This window comes from Moellerella wisconsensis (genome assembly GCF_022592395.1).
Taxonomy (GTDB): Bacteria; Pseudomonadota; Gammaproteobacteria; order Enterobacterales; family Enterobacteriaceae; genus Moellerella; species Moellerella wisconsensis.
In genome coordinates this window covers 1,528,202-1,547,135 of record NZ_CP093242.1, presented here as the reverse complement: position 1 = coordinate 1,547,135, position 18,934 = coordinate 1,528,202, and the positions used below count along the sequence as shown (strand labels likewise).

Annotated in this window: 18 protein-coding genes; 7 read left to right on the top strand and 11 right to left on the bottom strand. The window is 41.2% G+C overall.

The features are described 5' to 3' along the window. The first annotated feature begins 312 nt into the window (after positions 1 to 312). The 7 genes from hemP (at position 313) to MNY66_RS06930 (ending at position 7,640) form a co-directional block, all read left to right on the top strand. Entirely contained in the window at positions 313 to 495 is a 183-nt protein-coding gene (gene hemP, locus MNY66_RS06960) for a hemin uptake protein HemP (RefSeq protein ID WP_047255542.1), read from the top strand. A gap of 362 nt (positions 496 to 857) precedes the next feature. Continuing rightward, positions 858 to 2,879 (top strand): TonB-dependent hemoglobin/transferrin/lactoferrin family receptor, encoded by a 2,022-nt coding sequence (locus MNY66_RS06955; protein WP_241501768.1) that lies wholly within the window; start codon positions 858 to 860, stop codon positions 2,877 to 2,879. Positions 2,880 to 2,906: 27 nt separating this feature from the next. Beyond that, the gene (locus MNY66_RS06950) at positions 2,907 to 3,956 is read left to right on the top strand and encodes a hemin-degrading factor (protein ID WP_047255540.1); all 1,050 of its coding nucleotides are present in this window, start codon (positions 2,907 to 2,909) and stop codon (positions 3,954 to 3,956) included. 17 nt (positions 3,957 to 3,973) lie between these two features. After that, on the top strand, positions 3,974 to 4,795 hold the full coding sequence (locus tag MNY66_RS06945) for a heme/hemin ABC transporter substrate-binding protein (RefSeq protein WP_047255539.1): 822 nt from the start codon (positions 3,974 to 3,976) through the stop codon (positions 4,793 to 4,795). Next, the gene (locus MNY66_RS06940; protein WP_241501767.1) at positions 4,792 to 5,793 is read left to right on the top strand and encodes a FecCD family ABC transporter permease; all 1,002 of its coding nucleotides are present in this window, start codon (positions 4,792 to 4,794) and stop codon (positions 5,791 to 5,793) included. Before MNY66_RS06945 ends, MNY66_RS06940 begins: the two co-directional genes overlap by 4 nt. Before the next feature lie 2 nt (positions 5,794 to 5,795). Next, the gene (locus MNY66_RS06935) at positions 5,796 to 6,590 is read left to right on the top strand and encodes a heme ABC transporter ATP-binding protein (protein WP_241501766.1); all 795 of its coding nucleotides are present in this window, start codon (positions 5,796 to 5,798) and stop codon (positions 6,588 to 6,590) included. A gap of 678 nt (positions 6,591 to 7,268) precedes the next feature. Beyond that, entirely contained in the window at positions 7,269 to 7,640 is a 372-nt protein-coding gene (locus tag MNY66_RS06930) for a helix-turn-helix domain-containing protein (protein WP_047255536.1), read from the top strand. A gap of 157 nt (positions 7,641 to 7,797) precedes the next feature. On the opposite strand, the gene MNY66_RS06925 is transcribed toward MNY66_RS06930, so the two are convergent. From MNY66_RS06925 to btuC, 11 genes are all read right to left on the bottom strand, one after another. Then, positions 7,798 to 8,814 carry a lipoate--protein ligase gene (locus MNY66_RS06925; protein ID WP_241501765.1) on the bottom strand — a complete coding sequence of 339 codons (1,017 nt, stop codon included), beginning with the start codon at positions 8,812 to 8,814 and terminating at the stop codon, positions 7,798 to 7,800. 100 nt (positions 8,815 to 8,914) lie between these two features. Then, complete coding sequence (locus MNY66_RS06920) at positions 8,915 to 9,397, bottom strand: C40 family peptidase (RefSeq protein ID WP_047255534.1); 483 nt, start codon at positions 9,395 to 9,397, stop codon at positions 8,915 to 8,917. A gap of 132 nt (positions 9,398 to 9,529) precedes the next feature. Next, entirely contained in the window at positions 9,530 to 9,937 is a 408-nt protein-coding gene (gene arnF / locus MNY66_RS06915; protein ID WP_047255533.1) for a 4-amino-4-deoxy-L-arabinose-phosphoundecaprenol flippase subunit ArnF, read from the bottom strand. Continuing rightward, entirely contained in the window at positions 9,934 to 10,281 is a 348-nt protein-coding gene (arnE, locus tag MNY66_RS06910) for a 4-amino-4-deoxy-L-arabinose-phosphoundecaprenol flippase subunit ArnE (protein WP_047255532.1), read from the bottom strand. The genes arnF and arnE overlap by 4 nt, the downstream gene beginning before the upstream one ends. Next, positions 10,278 to 11,936, bottom strand: coding sequence for a lipid IV(A) 4-amino-4-deoxy-L-arabinosyltransferase (gene arnT, locus MNY66_RS06905; protein WP_241501764.1), 1,659 nt, complete (start codon positions 11,934 to 11,936; stop codon positions 10,278 to 10,280). The genes arnE and arnT overlap by 4 nt, the downstream gene beginning before the upstream one ends. Before the next feature lie 6 nt (positions 11,937 to 11,942). Beyond that, entirely contained in the window at positions 11,943 to 12,836 is an 894-nt protein-coding gene (arnD, locus tag MNY66_RS06900) for a 4-deoxy-4-formamido-L-arabinose-phosphoundecaprenol deformylase (protein WP_241501763.1), read from the bottom strand. Beyond that, the gene (gene arnA / locus MNY66_RS06895) at positions 12,836 to 14,818 is read right to left on the bottom strand and encodes a bifunctional UDP-4-amino-4-deoxy-L-arabinose formyltransferase/UDP-glucuronic acid oxidase ArnA (protein ID WP_047255529.1); all 1,983 of its coding nucleotides are present in this window, start codon (positions 14,816 to 14,818) and stop codon (positions 12,836 to 12,838) included. The genes arnD and arnA overlap by 1 nt, the downstream gene beginning before the upstream one ends. Continuing rightward, positions 14,818 to 15,810 (bottom strand): undecaprenyl-phosphate 4-deoxy-4-formamido-L-arabinose transferase, encoded by a 993-nt coding sequence (arnC, locus tag MNY66_RS06890; RefSeq protein ID WP_047255528.1) that lies wholly within the window; start codon positions 15,808 to 15,810, stop codon positions 14,818 to 14,820. The genes arnA and arnC overlap by 1 nt, the downstream gene beginning before the upstream one ends. Continuing rightward, positions 15,810 to 16,955: a UDP-4-amino-4-deoxy-L-arabinose aminotransferase gene (gene arnB, locus MNY66_RS06885; protein WP_047255527.1), complete on the bottom strand. Its 1,146-nt coding sequence runs from the start codon at positions 16,953 to 16,955 to the stop codon at positions 15,810 to 15,812. Before arnB ends, arnC begins: the two co-directional genes overlap by 1 nt. Before the next feature lie 124 nt (positions 16,956 to 17,079). Continuing rightward, complete coding sequence (locus MNY66_RS06880) at positions 17,080 to 17,895, bottom strand: vitamin B12 ABC transporter ATP-binding protein BtuD (protein ID WP_241501762.1); 816 nt, start codon at positions 17,893 to 17,895, stop codon at positions 17,080 to 17,082. Positions 17,896 to 17,915: 20 nt separating this feature from the next. Continuing rightward, on the bottom strand, positions 17,916 to 18,923 hold the full coding sequence (btuC, locus tag MNY66_RS06875; RefSeq protein ID WP_241501761.1) for a vitamin B12 ABC transporter permease BtuC: 1,008 nt from the start codon (positions 18,921 to 18,923) through the stop codon (positions 17,916 to 17,918). Between the last annotated feature and the right edge of the window lie 11 nt (positions 18,924 to 18,934).

Here is an 18,934-nt window from a genome sequence, read left to right as displayed (position 1 = left end):
TAAAAGCCAGAGGCGCAATTGCTCCCTGGCTTTTATATATCCTACCATCGTAAATTACATACTTGTCCAACTATTGGGGTCACTTCATCCCTAAGTTTTTATTTCGCTCTATACTTTCGGCTATTTTCTGGCGAGTTGGATCAAGAGCCTGATGTGCAATGAGTAGCTACGATATTTATTATATGTTAAATATTAATTCTAGTTGTAAATAATACTTGATGTTATCTCACAACTTAAAGATAATGATTCTCACTATTAGAAAGATTATCACTTAATTTATATCGATAACCTATTAACTTACATTGATAAACTATGGCTGATTTGCATCTTAAACATACAAAAGAAGATAACTCACAGAAATCATCATCTGACGTTGTTGATTATATCGACAGCCATCAGCTATTAGGCAAAACCGGGCGGGTACATATTCGTCATCGTGGTGAAGTTTACCAACTTAGGCAAACCCAGGCCGGAAAGCTAATTTTAACCAAATAGCGACTGTTGTTAACGATTATTCTTTACCTTTTACTATTTATTTTACTCTGCAAGCCACCCAGATCTCCGTATCCAGGCAGCCAGCTTTCACATCCATACAGTTAGGAAAGGATTTCCTATGGAGTTAAAACTGATGTCTGCATTTGCTGTTACGCCTCAAAAAATCAATTTATCTCATGCAGCGCTTAAGCGCATTTTCTCGCATATCTGTTGTATTAAACCCTCTTTAAGGGGCAGAACCTCCATTTCAGTGCTCGCTATTTATGGTGATTAATTAATTTTTTTAATTAAATGTGCCCCCTGTGCAATGGTGCAACTAAACACCGATTGCCACCTAAAATTATGTTATGGAGATCGTCTTAATGTCAGCTACTTTACGTCTTTCAGTACTTGCTGCCGCCATCACCAGTGTACTATCCCCTGTACAAGCTGCGGAAACAGAGACTACAAACTTACACAAAAAATCTAAAGATATCATTACCGTATATGCGACTGGTAACGAACGCGACAGCTTTGAAGCTCCGATGATGGTGACCGTAATCAAAAACAATTCACCACAAACCCAAACTGCTAACACCGCCAATGATATATTGAAAAAAGTACCAGGAATTGATGTTTCTGGTACAGGTCGCACTAACGGTCAAGATGTTTCAATGCGCGGCTTTGGACCTAAAGATGTATTGACCCTGGTAGATAACGTGCGCCAAGGCACAGATACTGGGCATATTAATGGTACCTTTATTGATCCTGCCCTGATTAAACAAGTCGAAATTATTCGCGGTCCTTCGGCATTATTATACGGCAGTGGTGCTATGGGCGGCGTTATAGCGTGGGAAACCGTAGACGCCAAAGATTTATTAAAAGACAATCAAAATTTAGGCTTTAGAGTATTTACTACCGCCGCTACTGGCGATCATAGTTTCGGATTTGGTGGATCAGCTTTTGGTCGTAACGAAAAGTTCGATGGTTTATTTAGCTTTGTTGCCAAAGATGTCGGCAATATTCGCCAAGGTGGTGGCGAAGAAACGACGAACGATGAAACTATCAGCAACCTATTAGCCAAAGGGAGTTGGTTGATTGATGATAGCCAAAAATTAAGTGGACAACTGCGTTATTATAATAACGATGCTTACGAGCCTAAAAACCCACAGCAAGTTAAACAAAATGATAAATCTAATCCTGAGACTAACCGCACAACTCGGCAGCGGGATACTCAGCTAACTTATCAGCTCAAACCCGCAGATCAAGATTGGCTAAATCTCAAAACCACCGCCTATTATTCTGATGTCAATATTACAGCCCGACCAACCGCCAAAGCAATAAATACTGGCTATGAAGGCCGTCAGCAGAAAACTTATGGGCTGAAAGTCGATAATCGTAGCAATGTATATAACTTGCCTATTGCTGCGCATAATTTGACTTATGGCGCAGAAACTTATCAACAAAAGCAAGATCCTTTCGCAAATACCACCAGCTTCCCTAATGCCAAAATCACTTATGGCTCGGGTTTCTTGCAAGATGAAATTACACTTAAAGACCTGCCAATTTCATTTATAGCCGGTACCCGTTACGACCATTTCAAAAGTCAATCGGATGGCAATAACAGTATTACCGCGAATAACTGGTCCTCAAAAGGGGCCGTAAGTATTACCCCAACCGATTGGTCGATGTTGTTTGCCTCCTATTCTGAAGCGTTCCGCGCCCCAAGCATGGGAGAAATGTATAACGATGCCAAACATTTTGAGATCCGTGGCCGAGTTAATTATTGGGTACCCAATCCACAGCTAAAACCTGAATCGACCCAGACCAAAGAATACGGTTTTGGCTTACGATTCGACAATCTACTGCTGGATAACGATGGCTTACAATTCAAAGCCAGTTACTTTGATACTAAAGCTAAAGACTATATCGATACCTACGTTGATATGGCAAAAATGACCACTCAATCGGTAAATATTGATGATGTTAAAATTTGGGGTGTCGATGCCACACTGAGCTATAACACCGACTATTTCAATTGGGATCTGGCATATAACCATACCGCAAGTAATGGTAAAAGCCCACAAACGGGCACACCGTTAACTTCTATCAAACCTGACTCAATAACCAGTACCTTAAATGTCCCTATTCAAAATAGCGGCTTTGCCGTGGGATGGATTGGCGAATTCACCAAACACACTGATTATTCAGATTCAGACAAAATGCAACAGCAATCCGGTTATGGTGTAAGCGATTTCTATCTAAGCTACCAAGGTGAAGGCTCACTTAATGGATTTGGCTCTAGCGTGGTTTTAGGCAATGCATTTGATAAACAATATTATTCATCACAAGGCATCCCACAGGATGGCCGTAATGCCAAGCTGCTTGTCAGCTATCAATGGTAATTCACTTAATATTCAAGGAGACACACTGTGAATTCATCACTTTATGAGCGTTATCAACAGGCTAAAACAGAAAATAAAGCGAAATACGCTCGTGATTTAGCTGCCTATCTCGACGTTTCAGAAGCTGAGCTTCTGTATGCGCGTGTTGGGATTGATGGTGCTAAACGCCTAGATGTAGATGCACCAACCTTGTTAACCGCATTAGAAAAAGTCGGCGAAGTAAAAGCAATCACCCGCAATGAATATGTGGTACACGAACAAATTGGTCGCTATGAAAACGCTCGCTTTAGCCCACATGCAGGATTAATCCTCAATCCTCGCGCATTAGATTTAAGAATGTTTTTTGGTCACTGGGCCAGTGCTTTTGCCTTAACTGAAGCGTCGAAAAATGGGGAACGTCATAGCATTCAATTTTTCGACCATCATGGTGATGCGGTACATAAGGTGTATACCACCGAAAATACGGATATGGCAGCATGGCAGGCATTAATCGAACAATATGCGAGCGATGAAAATCCGCTATTAGCTCTTAAACCCGCGGAGCCATTCACTCAAACGCCGATCAGTGAAGAACTGAAAAATCAGTTAGAGCAAGAATGGCGTAATATGACGGATGTTCATCAATTCTTTAAATTATTAAAAAATAATAATTTAAGCCGTCAGCAAGTGTTTCGCGCAGTCAGCGATGATTTAGCGTGGCAAGTCCCGCTAGATTCATTTAATCAATTAACACAAACCGCATTTGCTGACCAAAATGAAATCATGATTTTTGTCGGTAACCGTGGCTGTACCCAGATATTTACTGGTCGAATTGAGCGTTTGATGCCTTATCAAGCTGAAGGTTCACCGCTGAAATGGCTGAATATTTTCAATCCTGATTTTACACTGCATATGATTGAGAACGGTGTGGCTGAATGCTGGGTAACGCGGAAGCAAACTCAAGATGGTTTTGTTACCAGTCTGGAAGTTTTTGATAATCAAGGAAATCAAATTGTCCAAATGTATGGACAACGCACTGAAGGCACGCCAGAACAACCACAATGGCGTAATCAAGTGACTGCACTTCCAAAAATTTAATCTTCGGAACTGAAAATATGAATAAATGGTTTCTTCTTGCAGTGTCTGCCCTGCTCACTTTTTCAGCCCAGGCCACTGAACGTATTGTTACTTTAGGTGGCGATATCACCGAGATAGTCTTCGCCTTAGGCGCAGGAAAACAGGTGGTGGCTCGTGACAGCACCAGTCGTCATCCACAAGCAGCTTTAGCGCTGAAAGATGTCGGTTATATGCGCATGCTTAATGCCGAAGGTGTATTATCAATGCGCCCGACATTGGTATTAGCCAGTGAGCTGGTCAAGCCCTCCATTACATTGACACAAATCGAAAAAAGTGGCGTCAAGATTATCAATGTGACCGGTGAACCTGCATTAGAAGCCATTCCTAAGAAAATACGTACTCTTGCTGAGGCTCTTGACAGTACCGAGCAAGGTGAAGCGTTGATAGTTAAATTCAATCAACAACTGGCTAAAATATCGACTCAACCCATTGACAAAAAAGTTTTATTTATCATGAGTCATGGGGGCGTTATGCCACTGGCTGCCGGGCAAAAAACCGCCGCCGATAGCATTATCCAAGCCACTGGCGCTAAAAATGCGATGCAAGGATTTACTAGCTATCGGCCACTCTCTCAAGAAGGTGTAATAGCCAGTCAGCCCGATTTGATTTTAATGACCGAAGAAGGAATTAAATCCCTCGGCGGTATCGATAAAATTTGGCAATTGCCCGGCATCGCGCTTACTCCAGCCGCTAAACATCGGGCATTGTTAGTAGTCGATGATATGGGGCTGCTTGGATTTAGCCTCAATACACCGCAAGTTATGCAGCAGATCCGTGGAGCGTTAGAGACGACACCATGAACCGTTTTAAATATCCTGCGATGGGTCTCTGTTTATTGCTATTAAGCTTAATTATCATTGTGTTGATCGTGTCTAATCTGGGCGCCATGTCACTTTCATTTTCAATGCTATGGCAACTGCCAATGTCAGATCCACTGTGGCAAATTTGGCTCAATATTCGTTTGCCGCGAATATTACTGGCCATTCTAATTGGTTTAGCCTTAGCCGTTTCAGGCGCAATAATGCAGGGATTATTCCGTAACCCCTTAGCTGATCCTGGGTTATTAGGCATTAGTAGTGGCGCTGCATTAGCGGTCGCGGCCTTTATTGTGATCCCATTTTCACTGCCCAGCATTTTAGCTAATTATGGTCATCTCAGCGCGGCATTTGTCGGTAGCTTAGCTGTTTCGATGATTATTTTTAGCTTAAATAGACTCTCGAGCGGTAACCTCTCCCGTTTGCTACTCGCCGGGATCGCTATCAATGCCTTGTGTATGTCATTTGTTGGCGTGCTTAGCTACATTAGCGACGACCAGCAATTACGCACCTTTAGCCTGTGGATGATGGGCTCGTTAGGTAAAGTTGATTGGCAATCGTTGTTAATCGCCACTTCAGTAATTTTACCCACCTGCTTTATTTGCTTTTTGCAAGGAAAAAAACTGAATTTATTGCAGCTCGGTGATGAAGATGCTCATTATTTAGGATTACAAGTTGAGCGTACTAAATTTACTCTGCTATTACTTAGCGCCCTATTAATTGGTTGTGCTGTCGCCATGAGCGGCGTGATTGGCTTTATCGGTTTAGTCGTCCCCCATTTAATCCGCATGACTTTTGGGCCTGATCACCGCTGGTTGCTCCCCGGCTCGGCGTTGGTTGGCGCAATATTGCTATTAATTGCCGACACGATTGCCAGAACCTTAGTCGCTCCGGCCGAAATTCCCGTCGGTTTACTGACAGGGCTGATCGGTGGACCTTACTTTTTATGGTTGATCCTGCGCCAGCCTGCCGGAAAAATATAATCATGCATATATCGAATAAAACGTTATTACTCGAAGCCAAGGATCTGCAATTTACCCTTGGAGAACAACAGATTATCCGCGATATTAGTGTGTCGCTTCATCAACACGAGTTGATTGCAATTATTGGCCCAAATGGTGCCGGAAAATCAACATTAATGAAGCTATTAACTGGTTTTAGCCACCCCACCAGCGGACAATGTTTATTAGACAATAAACCACTAACGCAATGGGATAATAGATCATTAGCCTTAAAGCGCGCCGTAATGAAACAGCAGAGCCAACTGAACTTTCCATTCAGTGTCGAGGATGTCATTACCATGGGGCGCTCACCGCATGGCAGTGCGTATTTAGAACAGGCATTGCTGGCAGTATTAACCCAAACAGATAGCCTACATTTACGCCATCGAGATTATCGCCAACTCTCTGGCGGTGAACAGCAGCGAGTTCAATTAGCGCGCGTACTGGCGCAATTGTGGCAACCGAACCCCACCCCTAGCTGTCTATTTTTAGATGAACCAACCTCTGCATTGGATTTATATCATCAGCAACATAGCTTACGTCTGCTACATCGCCTAAGCCGTGAACAACCGCTAGGAATTTGTTGTATTCTGCATGATCTCAATCTAACCGCACTGTATGCGGATCGGGTGTATTTAATCCATCAAGGTCAACTGGTCGCGACAGGTACTCCTACAGAAGTACTAACTGAAACACAATTAAATCGTTGGTATAAAGCTGATTTAGGCGTATTCCCTCACCCTGAATCTGCCGTACCACAAATTTATCTGCGTCAATAATCCATCCATTAATACCCAAAGCAACTCTCAATAGCTCAACCTGCCATTTGCTTCCTAGTCCCCTTTAAGCCAATAAATCTAGCTTAAAGGGGACATACATTTAGCCTATCGATTCGATTTAACAATAATTACGCTGTTGAGCTATACTGTTAGTAATAATCAAAAACAAAACAGTTACAATTAATTCACTGAAAAAAATTTATCATTAATTTCATTAATCGCTAGATTTCAAACGATATCCAGTCATTAAATCCAAATTAATTTATATTTACAGTTAATAATAAAAAACAACATAACTCGATAATCCCGCACTATTACATAGAAAAACAATTCTAATAAAGATAGTTATTAGAGAAAAAAGATTTTTATTCTATTGCTAAATAAAATCGATAAAGATCAACAGTATTTCTGAACAACTCAAGCAATGAGACTGTTACTTAGCCTTGAATTTACTTTAGATTAAAATTAACACATTGATATAAATAAATTTTAATTTAAAAAAATCTTAGCCTTGCTGATATTAAGTTTGGTTTTACCTATCTCAGCAATAATCATTATCGATTTAAAACAGCACGTTCTGCCTATCGATTTCCCCAGAAATTGATAAGAATAGACTGTAATTTCTTACGTTATTATTTATTTTAAATGAGTAATCATCCGCCTTATTAGGAGTCAAATATGTCAGAAAGTATAGTTAACGATATTGTTAAATGGCTGGAAACTCAATTACAGCGTAATGAAGGGATTAAAATAGATTCTATCGCTGATAAAAGTGGTTATTCTAAATGGCATTTACAACGAGTATTCAAAGAATTCAAAGGCTGTACGCTAGGAGAATATGTGCGTAAACGTCGCTTACTTGAAGCCGCTAAATCATTACGCGAAGGTAATTCATCTATTTTAGATATTTCTTTACAATATGGTTTTAGTTCACAAGCGACCTTCACTCGGATCTTTAAAAAACATTTTGATACCACACCTGCAAAATTCCGTCAAAATGGTCAAATCCCTGAATGTAAAGGTTTTATGTCTTGCAGTAACCGACACTAATTTTATAATCAAATAAAATCGTTGATAATCAAAAGTTGATCATTAAAAAACGTAAAATCAAGACACCAAAAAGCTAAGAAGTGAACACTTAAGAAAACAACAATAATATAAGCAGATTAAAGCCGGTCATTTTATACCGGCTTTGCTGTATCAATAATTAACTCACTTGCTGAATCAACCACGCTTCCAACTCGACTAATTGCGACCTGAGATCTGGCCATTGCTGATACATTTGCTGGGTTAATGCTCTCACAGTATCAACTTGATAAGTTTGTCCGTGTAAATGTTGACTTAACCATTCAAGCGGTGACGGATCTAAACTATCAGTAAAAATTTGGCAATCACTAATCACGCCCTTCTCAATATTAAAATGCAACTCAACCCCGCCCCAAGTAAAACGGGTATCTGCTAATTGAGAAAATAGCGGTGTTTGTCCAAAATTCCATGCCCAGCTAGATTGTTTAGCAAAAGTCGCATTAAAATTAGGTAAGTCGGGCAGTTTTTCTGGCGATATATATTCAGGAGCGACGGTTTCACCATAAAAGGCAAAGAAACTATCAATTATTCCTTGGCAAACAGTTTGATGTGATATTTCAGGCATCAATTCAGCTAAATTAGCCACACGACTGCGTACAGAAGTTATTCCTTTCGCTTGCAACTTTTTAGCATCTGGATGCAAATAATTAGCCAAACGGCTCAAATCTGCATTAATCAATACAGTCCCATGATGAAAACCCCGATCAAGTGTTTCACGATAAGCCGAACCCGATATTTTTCTCGCGCCTTCGGTAGTATTTACTAATAAATCGTTTCTGCCTGAAATTTCAGCATCAATACCCACATTCGCTAAACCATCAACAATAATTCGGGTCGACACCGTTTTGTCATATTCAGGCTTACCGGCCATAAACGTGAAGCAAGTATTGCCTAAATCATGAAAAACTGCCCCACCGCCGCTACTGCGACGAGCCAGCTTAATTCCATCTTGAGCCATTTTCTGGGTATTGCACTCTTTCCACGGATTTTGAGCTCGGCCAATAACTACGGTATCCGCATTACGCCAGAGGAACATAACCCGCTGATCAGCCGGCATTTGGCGAAAAATACATTCTTCAACCGCTAAGTTGAACCAAGGATCATAGGATTCTGATATTAATAAACGAAGGGATGACATAAGCTATCTCATAACAATATGACTTTTTTATAAGATAGCATATCAAGGCTGTTTAGGGGATAGCCGTACCGCCAAGAGAACCGCATATTAGAGGCTGGAATCAAATTCGTCGTGCTTGCCAAAAGACTTTGCGCCAATAGACATTGTCCATCGATGAGCGGATCACTCCTTTGCTCGTCGAGGCGTGGATAAAGGTATTATCTGTATCATAAATACCAACATGTAATCCATTTTCACCTGAACCCGTTTTAAAGAACACTAAATCTCCAGGCATTAAATCATCTTTGCGGATTTGTGTGCCGAGTGAAGTTTGAGCAACCGTAGTTCGCGGTAATTGTATAGCAAAGCGATCGCTAAAAGTACGATACACAAAACCAGAACAGTCAACGCCACCTCGGTCTAATCCTCCATAGCGATAAGGCGCACCGTACCATTGTTCTAACTGATCTTTCAATTGAGCAATAGTCATTATAGGGTCTGATAATTGTGTTTTTAATGGCGGAGGCGAATGCTTCGGACCCGAACTACAACCGATTAATAATAAGCTCAATAATAATGGCCAGTGGTGTATTGTTAGTCTCATTAGGCGCCTATTTATCCGTATTGAATGTGATAACCGTCTTGCTAATCATTACCCAAAGTAGGGCCAATAACCGCCCCAGTAATTAATACCCCAACCTCAAGTTTAGTGTCAACTAATCAATATAATGAGTTACTATTTTATCGCTGGGGATTTATCTGGTTTCACCGGTTGGCTTATCAACCAAATACCAAACAGAATAAAAATAATTCCTAAAGTTTTTAAACCGCTGGCTGTCTCATTGAACCACGGTAAAAATACCGCTAACAAATAAACAAAGACATAACTCAAACTAATCAATGGATAAGCTTTATTGAGCGGTATATATCTCAATGCTAATAACCAACACAGCATAGAGAGCACATAAAAAATCAAGCCAATAAAAATACTTCCCAATGCCATTTTATTGGCTAATAACCAGTCAATTTGTAGCCAATGCCAACCTAACTCAAACGAAGGCAGCCCAACTACGCCTATTTTCAGACAAAGTTGTGCAGCAGTCGCCAATAGTACACTACCAATGCCCCAAAAATAGCCCTTCATCCGTTAAGACTCATAAGTAAAATTCCGACCATAATCGCCAACACGCCCAACCAATGTTGTTTACCTGTTTTTTCATGATAAATAAATTGGCCTATAAGGGTGACTAACACAAAATTAATACTGAGCATCGGATAAGCTAAACTTAACGGCATAGTTTCTAGTAGTTTAAGCCAAAATAGCATACCAAAACCGAGCAATAATAGCGCCAGCACCAGCCATTTAATCGCCGATACTGACTTGTTAATACGCTGACCTTGCCAACAAACTACGGCTTGTTTTTGGGCGATTTGTCCTGCGCAGGTCAGTAAACTCACCAACAACAGTAATAATAATTGTCCGATCATTGTTGGTGATACACCGCAAGTGCCATGCGAGAATTACTAATCACTTCATCAGCCGGTGGAATATCCGGTAACGGCTCCCGTTTACGCAGCAAGAATACCACTGTAACTTGCCCTTCTTTACGCGCTTTTGCCAACCACTGCGCAAAATTATCCGCTTTAATTAAACGATGTTGACTATCAGGATATTCCAGTCCATAAGTTAACTCACCGCTGCTATTGTACAGATAAATTTGTGACCGTTTGGTTTCCCATGCTAATCCAGCCGCCAGCCCCACATTATTGGCAACGATATAATGGCTATTCATCAAAATATCATGATTCTGATGAATAAAATTCTGGGGCAGTTTAGAGTCAATTGTATTTTGTGGCAGCGCATTGCCAATACATAGGCTCACCGCTAATGAGCATGCTGCTGCCCATAACCAGTGTTTGGCATTTAAAACTAAGCTCAAATAACCAATAATGCCCCAAATAGCAAAGGCTACTATCCCTAAAACTAATTTCGGCCATTCATCAGGTTCAAAAATAGGATGCTTAACAAATAATCCCATAATAACTAACGCGATAACTGCTAATACCCCAATGCTGACATTGATAATGCCGTTAGCTTTCATTGGGTTCATGTTACCATTACGTACGCAATCAACACCAAATTTAGCCATCATTAACGCCAGAGGTGCCATAAATGGCAGCATGTAGGTCGGCAATTTACCTTTAGATATGCTAAAGAATATGAATGGGATCACTAACCAGCAAAAGAGGAAGAACATTTCAGGATGAGATCTACGCTCCCTCCAGCCTTTAGCTAACGCCCCCGGCAACAATCCTAACCATGGGATAGCCCCTAATAAGATCACCGGGATATAGTACCAGAACGGGGAGGCATGCTGAGCATCATCCGCAGTAAAGCGTTTTACATGCTCAATCCAGAAAAAATAATTCCAATAGTCAGGCTGCTGTTTAGCCACCGCCAATGCCCACGGTAAACTAATTAATACCGCAGAAATAATAGCCAGTGGACCAAATTTTACCATTTCAAGGAATCGTTTCTGGTATAAAGTCACCGGGATCATCGCAATAACCGGAATTGCCAGCGCTAAGAACCCCTTGGTCATAAAGGCCATACCGCAAGCCAGACCTAACATAATCCATGCCACTATTTTGCTGCGCACACTGGAACTTTGCAGTGCCCATAAACAACAAAACATGCTGGCGGTAATCCATAAGGAAAACATTGGATCGAGCACACTATATGTACCGACAGCAAAAACTAAGAACATCGACACATAAATAAAACTGGCGACAAAAGCAATATGGCTATTACGCCACATCATTTTTGCCATTTGATAAATCAATAAAGCACTAATAAAAATACAGAATACTGAACCAAATCGAACCGCAAAATTATTTTCGCCAAACAGTAACTGACTGATATTATTAATCCAATATCCCGCTACTGGTTTTTCAAAATAGCGTATATCCAGAAAATAAGGGACTATCCAGTCGCCACTTTGTAGCATTTCACGACTAATTTCTGCATAGCGAGTTTCATCGGGTTGCCAAATAAGGCGACCATTCAGTGGTAGCAGATAGGTCAAGGCAAAAAACAGAGCCAACAGAAAGGCGCCTACTTTGCTAGCCCGCTTATTCAACATATTTATTTATCCCTTTTGCTGACAGCCTAGCCAACCTTCTCTTCCCGGAAAAGATGAACGCACAACTTTACCGAGCGGAAGCGATTGAATATCATCAGGTAGTAACTCAGTGAGTTTACAGAATTGAATATTTTCTTGTTGTATTTTTTCTAGTAACGCATCAAATTGCGCCGCCTTTGACATCCCTTCCACTTCAGTATGGATGGTATAAACCGGCACGCCCTGATCGTCTTTTATCGCTTGTACGATGTAGTCATTAAAATCATTATCGCTGATAATGGTTCCAACCACTTCATCATAAGTTGGCAATGTCACGGGTATTTGCACCGTACCTATCGAACCATCAGTCAGGATCGGACGGAAAGGATACTGCCCTCGACAATCGCTATTATACTGAAAACCAAAGCCCTGCTTAACATCAAGTACTCGTTCATCAGCACGCCATCCTGCAACCGCGGAGCACATAACTGGCTGCCCAATCGCTTGCTGCAGTGCATCAACACCCAGCTTAACTTGTTGGTTAAGTTGCTGTTCTGACCAACGACCGACTTTCGCCTGCCATCCCTGATGATCCCACGCATGCAGACCGACTTCGTGGCCTTCATCCAAGGTTTGTTTCATCAGATAACCTAAATCTTTAGCGATTTTTTTACCCGGCCACGCAGTGCCTGCCAGTAAAATATCCAGCCCGTACAGAGATGCAGCATTTGACCTTAGCATTTTCCATAAGAATTTAGGCCGTAAGAGGCGCCATAAATGACGCCCCATATTATCCGGCCCAACACTGAAGAAAAAGCTGGCCTGAATGTCATGCTTTTTGAGTGCTTTAAGCAGTTGTGGAACCCCTTGTTTAGTACCTTGATAGGTGTCCACATCAATTCTCAAGCCAACTTTTTTCATCAGTTTTTACCTAACTCTTCTACCGCACCTTGCAAGAAGAAATCTAACGTTTCATCGATAGTATCTTTCATGTCAATAGTAGGTACCCAATCTAATAGAATACGGGCGTTTTCTACGCTTGGTTTACGGTGTTCAACATCCTGATATCCTTTACCATAGTAGCTGCTGCTTTCAATTTCACGGAAGCCAGCAAATGGAGGGAAATATTTGCGTGATGGATGTTTTTCAAAGCTTTCAAGCAGCATTTCGGCTAATTGACGAATACTTGCTTCGTTAGTTGGGTTACCAATATTGATGATCTGGCCGTCACATTTGCCGTCTTTATTTTCGATAATACGGAACAATGCTTCGATACCATCTTTAATATCAGTGAAACAACGTTTTTGCTCACCACCGTCAACTAACTTGATAGGCGAACCTTCAACCAGATTCAAAATAAGCTGAGTAATAGCACGAGAGCTACCGATACGCGCAGAGTTCAAGCTATCTAAACGCGGTCCCATCCAGTTGAATGGACGGAATAAGGTAAATTTCAAGCCTTCTTTCTCGCCGTATGCCCAGATAACTCGGTCAAGCAACTGTTTAGAAACAGAATAAATCCAACGTTGTTTGTTGATTGGACCAACAATCAGACGTGAGTTATCTTCATCAAACTCTTTATCATCACACATGCCATAAACTTCTGACGTCGATGGGAAGATAATACGTTTGTTATATTTAGCACAATAGCGAACTACTTTTAAGTTTTCTTCGAAATCTAGCTCGAATACACGTAATGGATTACGGGTATATTCGATAGGCGTTGCAATCGCCACCAATGGCAGAATAACGTCACATTTTTTAATGTGGTATTCAATCCATTCGGTGTGAATACTGACATCACCTTCGATAAAGTGGAAATTAGGGTTACCAATAAAACGGTCAATTGCCGAAGAACTGATATCCATACCGTAGATTTCGTAGTTACCATCACGTAATAAACGTTCAGTTAAATGGTTACCAATGAAGCCATTGACACCCAGAATTAAAACACGTTTACGGCGTTTGATAAGCGCGGTTGGTTTAGCGCCAACACGGACATCAGTGACGATCCCCATTTCTGTCGCTAAGCGATTACCCTGCATATATAAGCCAGATTCGCTTTGACCACTGATAACTTCAATTATACCTTCAGCACAAACGATGCGTAACGGATTAGTTGAGATAACAGTTCCCGGACGTTTATCGCTATTTTCAGCCAGAATACGTGCACGCCAGATAATCATCTTACGCTCACCGAGGTAAGTGAAGGCGCCTGGGTAGGGTTCAGTAACCGCACGGATCAGGTCATACACTTCTTTCGCTGAACGATTCCAGTCAATCAAGCCATCAGCCGCGGTACGTCGACCGAAATAGGTCGCTTCGCTCTCATTTTGAGCTGTTGCTGTATAAGTCGCGTTTTCAATTTGTGGTAATACACGCGTTAACAATGTTGCAGCCGCTTCACGCACTTTTGCATGCACAGTCAGTGAAGTATCAGTCTCGGTAATAGTCACTTTTTCTTGCGCGACGATATCACCTGCATCAGCTTTAGCGACCATTTTATGCAGCGTTACGCCTGTTTCTGTTTCGCCTTTCAATACCGCCCAGTTGATCGGTGCACGACCGCGGTATTTTGGTAATAAAGAACCGTGCAGGTTAAATGCACCTTTTGGCGCTAATGCCAGCAGCTCTTCATTCAACATATCACGATAGTAGAAAGAGAAGATCACATCAGGTTTCAGTTCACGGATACGCTCTACCCATAATGGATGATTTACATCTTCTGGCGCATAAACCGGAAGCTCCATCTCCGCACTGACACGCGCGACTGATGAATAAAAGTGATTCTCACTAGGATCATCGGTATGCGTAAAGACAGCTTGAATATCGAAACCCGCTTCTTTAAGCGCTTTCAGCCCAACACAGCCAATATCATGATAGGCAAAAACAATAGCTTTCATTAGTTTTCTTCCTGATTTTTGTCGGCTTTAACATCTGTACCGACTACTTTTTGAATAAAATAACGGGGGCGTGCACGTACGTCATTATAAATCCTACCGATGTATTCACCGAGTAGACCCATAGCAACAAACTGTGCTCCTATAAACATAAAGAGTATGGCGAATAATGTGAAGACCCCTTCCGCGGCCCACATTGCCCCAAAAATAAGACGCAGCACAATTAATAATACTGCTAAGAGGAAGCCAGAGATGGCAATCACACTGCCAACAACACTCAGCAAACGTAATGGCGCAGTAGTCAAACAGGTGAGCAGATCATACATCAAGTTGATCAGCTTCATAAAGCTATACTTGGAATCGCCAAATTCACGTTCGGCATGCGCTACATCGATTTCGATAGTTCTGCGCGCAAAAGTATTGGCCAAAATAGGAATAAAGGTACTTCTTTCATGGCATTGTAACATTGCCTGAATAATGTGGCGACGATAAGCACGCAACATACAGCCATAATCGCCCATTGAACGACCGGTTGCACGAGTGATCATTGAGTTGATCATTTTTGAAGCGGTTTTACGGAACCAAGAATCTTGACGATTCGCACGACGTGTACCAACGACATCGTAACCTTGCTCAGCAGTTTTAACTAAACGAGGGATCTCCTCAGGTGGATTCTGTAAATCAGCATCCAGCGTAATAACTAAATCACCGTCAGCTTGATTAAAACCTGCCATAATCGCCGAATGCTGACCGTAGTTACGGTTTAAGATAATAGCAATAACATGATTATCTGGATTTTCAGCCGCTTCGGTTAATAATTTAGCGGAGCGATCACTGCTGCCATCATCCACTAATATTAACTCATAGGTTTGAGATAATTGCTTACACGCAGCAATAGTCCGTTCCAGCAAAATAGGTAGGCTCTGCTCTTCATTATAAACAGGGATAACGACTGAAACTTTTTTTATTTCTTCAAACTCATCTTTAAAAGACACTATTTCGACTCCAAAAGGATTTCATTTATTGCTGTAACAACGCGATCAACATCGGCATCTATCATATCTGGGAACAATGGCAGCGAACATAATGTTGCTGAATTCCATTCAGAATGCGGTAATGACAGTTCAGGATAACGCTCACGATAATATTTTTGAGTATGAGCAGCACGGAAATGTAATCCGGTCCCAATATTTTTTTCTTTTAATTTTTCCATAAAGCTATCGCGATCAATACCGCAACGATCTTTATCTACTCGTACCATCAATAAATGATTGGCATGAATATGTGGATAATCAGGCACGCTTAATAATTGTAATGGCGAATCGTTCAATGCTTCGCGATAACGTGTAGCTAAAGCAGCACGACGAGCATTCAATTGCTCGACTCGCGATAATTGCACTACGGCAATCGCAGCATGAATATCGGAAAGATTATATTTAAAGCCGGGCTCAACTACTTCTGCCTGCGGTTTTCTACCTTGAACTTGACGATCAAACGCATCGACACCTAATCCATGAAATTTTAGACAGCGAACACGGGCTGCGAGTTCATCGTCATCAGTCGCCAATAATCCCCCTTCCGCACAAGTCACATTTTTTATTGCATGGAAAGAAAAAATAGCGGTGCCTGTTTGTCCAATCCAAACATCTTTATAACGAGTACCAACAGCATGAGCCGCATCTTCAATTAACGCCACACCTGCGTTCTTAGCGATAGCACGTAAAGCGTCAAGGTCACATGGCGCCCCTGCATAGTGAACAGGAATAATCGCTTTAGTTTTGGCAGTAATGGCATTTTTAACTGCGTCTGGCTGTACCATCAATGTATCGCGATCGACATCAATCATAACCGGTTCAGCACCCAGTAACGTAATCATGTTGATAGTTGATACCCAGGTTTGTGACGGAGTAATCACTTCATCGCCAGGGCCAATACCCAGCGCCATTAATGCAACGTGCATACCCGCAGTTGCAGAGGCTAATGCGATGGCATGTTTACAGCCATAACGCTGACAAAAATCCTCTTCGAGCTGATGATTCTGTGGCCCTGTCGTAATCCACCCAGAACGCAACACCTGTTCTACTGCTTTAACCTCTTCATCTCCAATTGCTGGACGAGAAAAAGGAAGAAAATTATTCATATCTATGCAGCCTAGTTTTGCCAAATGAAAAAAATATTTTAGCTAATGCTAATTTAACCAAGCATCAACTGTTAATTTATTTTATATAACTCGCTAAAAACCAGTGATTAAAACAACTTTTTGTTTAGCCGTCAAAATTAATTACCTGCCAAAACTGTTTAGTTGATTTTTCACTCAATTTTATCGGGGCACCAAATACGTCTGAAAGATTTTTTTCGGTCATAACGTATTCAGGTTGACCTGATGCTAATAATTCACCTTGCCGCATTAACCATATTCGACTGGCATGCTCGTAAGAGTGATTTAAATCATGCCCGCTCATTATAACGGTTCCTTCTCTATGACAAAAATATTTAATCCATTTATCCAAATTAGCTTGATGAACAATGTCCAAATTATTCTTTGGCTCATCGAATAAAATAAAATGTCCCGCCAAAGAACCCGTTTTCCAGACTTGTAAGAAGGCAGCAATAATTTTTACCCGTTGCCACTCTCCCCCCGATAATTGTTCGACAGATTTAGATAATAATGGATGTATTTGAAAATCATCACATAGTAATTCCAATATCTTACTGTCTAAAGCTATGGTTGAATAACATAACGATAAAAACTGAAACACTTTTAATGCGGGTATTGATGTCGATTGCTGTAATAAATAACTGCGAATTGTTGCCAACTCTGGTGCTGAATATTTAGCTAACTCATGACCGTCGATAAAAATTTGACCTTGATACAATAAATAGCCACTAAGCGCTGAAATTAATGAGCTTTTACCCGAACCATTCGCACCGATTAAATGTATTTGTTCACCAGCGTATACCTGTTGAGAAATATTTTTCAGACGCTGATCAATAAATAAATTAATAATCTCAATTATTATACTTGGCTGTTTAGTTGATTTTCTTGTTGTTTTTATCGTAGTTGTAATAATTGGCTGCATAATAGCTACCTAGCCTCATCTCAACGCCAGTGATTATTGCGTATTAATAAACCGATAAATAAAGGGACACCTAAAGTCGCGGTAATCACGCCAATCGGAATTTCTGCATTAGATAATAATAATCGCGATAATATATCAGCTAATAATAACCCTGCGGCGCCCGCCAAGGCACAAGCCGGTAATAACATCCGATTATCAGTTACTCCCGCTAAACGTAATAAATGTGGTACCACTAAGCCAACAAAACTAATCGCTCCGGCAATCGCCACGCTGAGGCCAATTAAAATCCCACTTATCACAATCAAAATTAAACGCCAATAATATGATGAAACACCCAATTGATAAGCTTGGATATCCCCTAATGAAAGATAATTTAATACTCGACCCTGTAATATTAACCCTAATAAACAGGGGATACTGGCGATCAACATCCAACTCTGTCGCCAATCAACGCCACTAAAGCTACCCATCATCCAATATAATAATTGACGTAAATCTAAGCTGCTACTGAGATACACCATCCATGTCATGATGGCGCCACAAATTACTCCTAACGCCACTCCGACCAATAAAAGACTGGTGTTACTAAAATGCTTTCGACGGGCAAAAAATAATAAAATGAAAGTTAATAACAGTGCTCCGGCTATCGCCCCAAGGCTCAACAACCAATAAGGAGCTATCCCATGATAAAATAAAACAATAAATACTACCGCAACCCCGGCCCCATTACTGATGCCTAGTAATCCCGGTTCAGCTAACGGATTTTCAAACAGCGCCTGCATAACTGCGCCGGTGACCGCTAATCCAGCGCCGACGGTCATAACCGCTAATACCCGCGGTAAACGAATATTCCAAACAAATAACTGTGCCGTATCACTGCTCCACGAAGTCGGCCACAGCCAAATTTCACCAGCACTTAATGCAAACAACATAATAACTAATAAAAAACCGACCAAAAGCAGAATAAAACGACTATCTGCTCGTTTTTGGCGCTGATTAAACTGTTGAATAAGATTTGTCGTTTGCATGGAGAATTAGA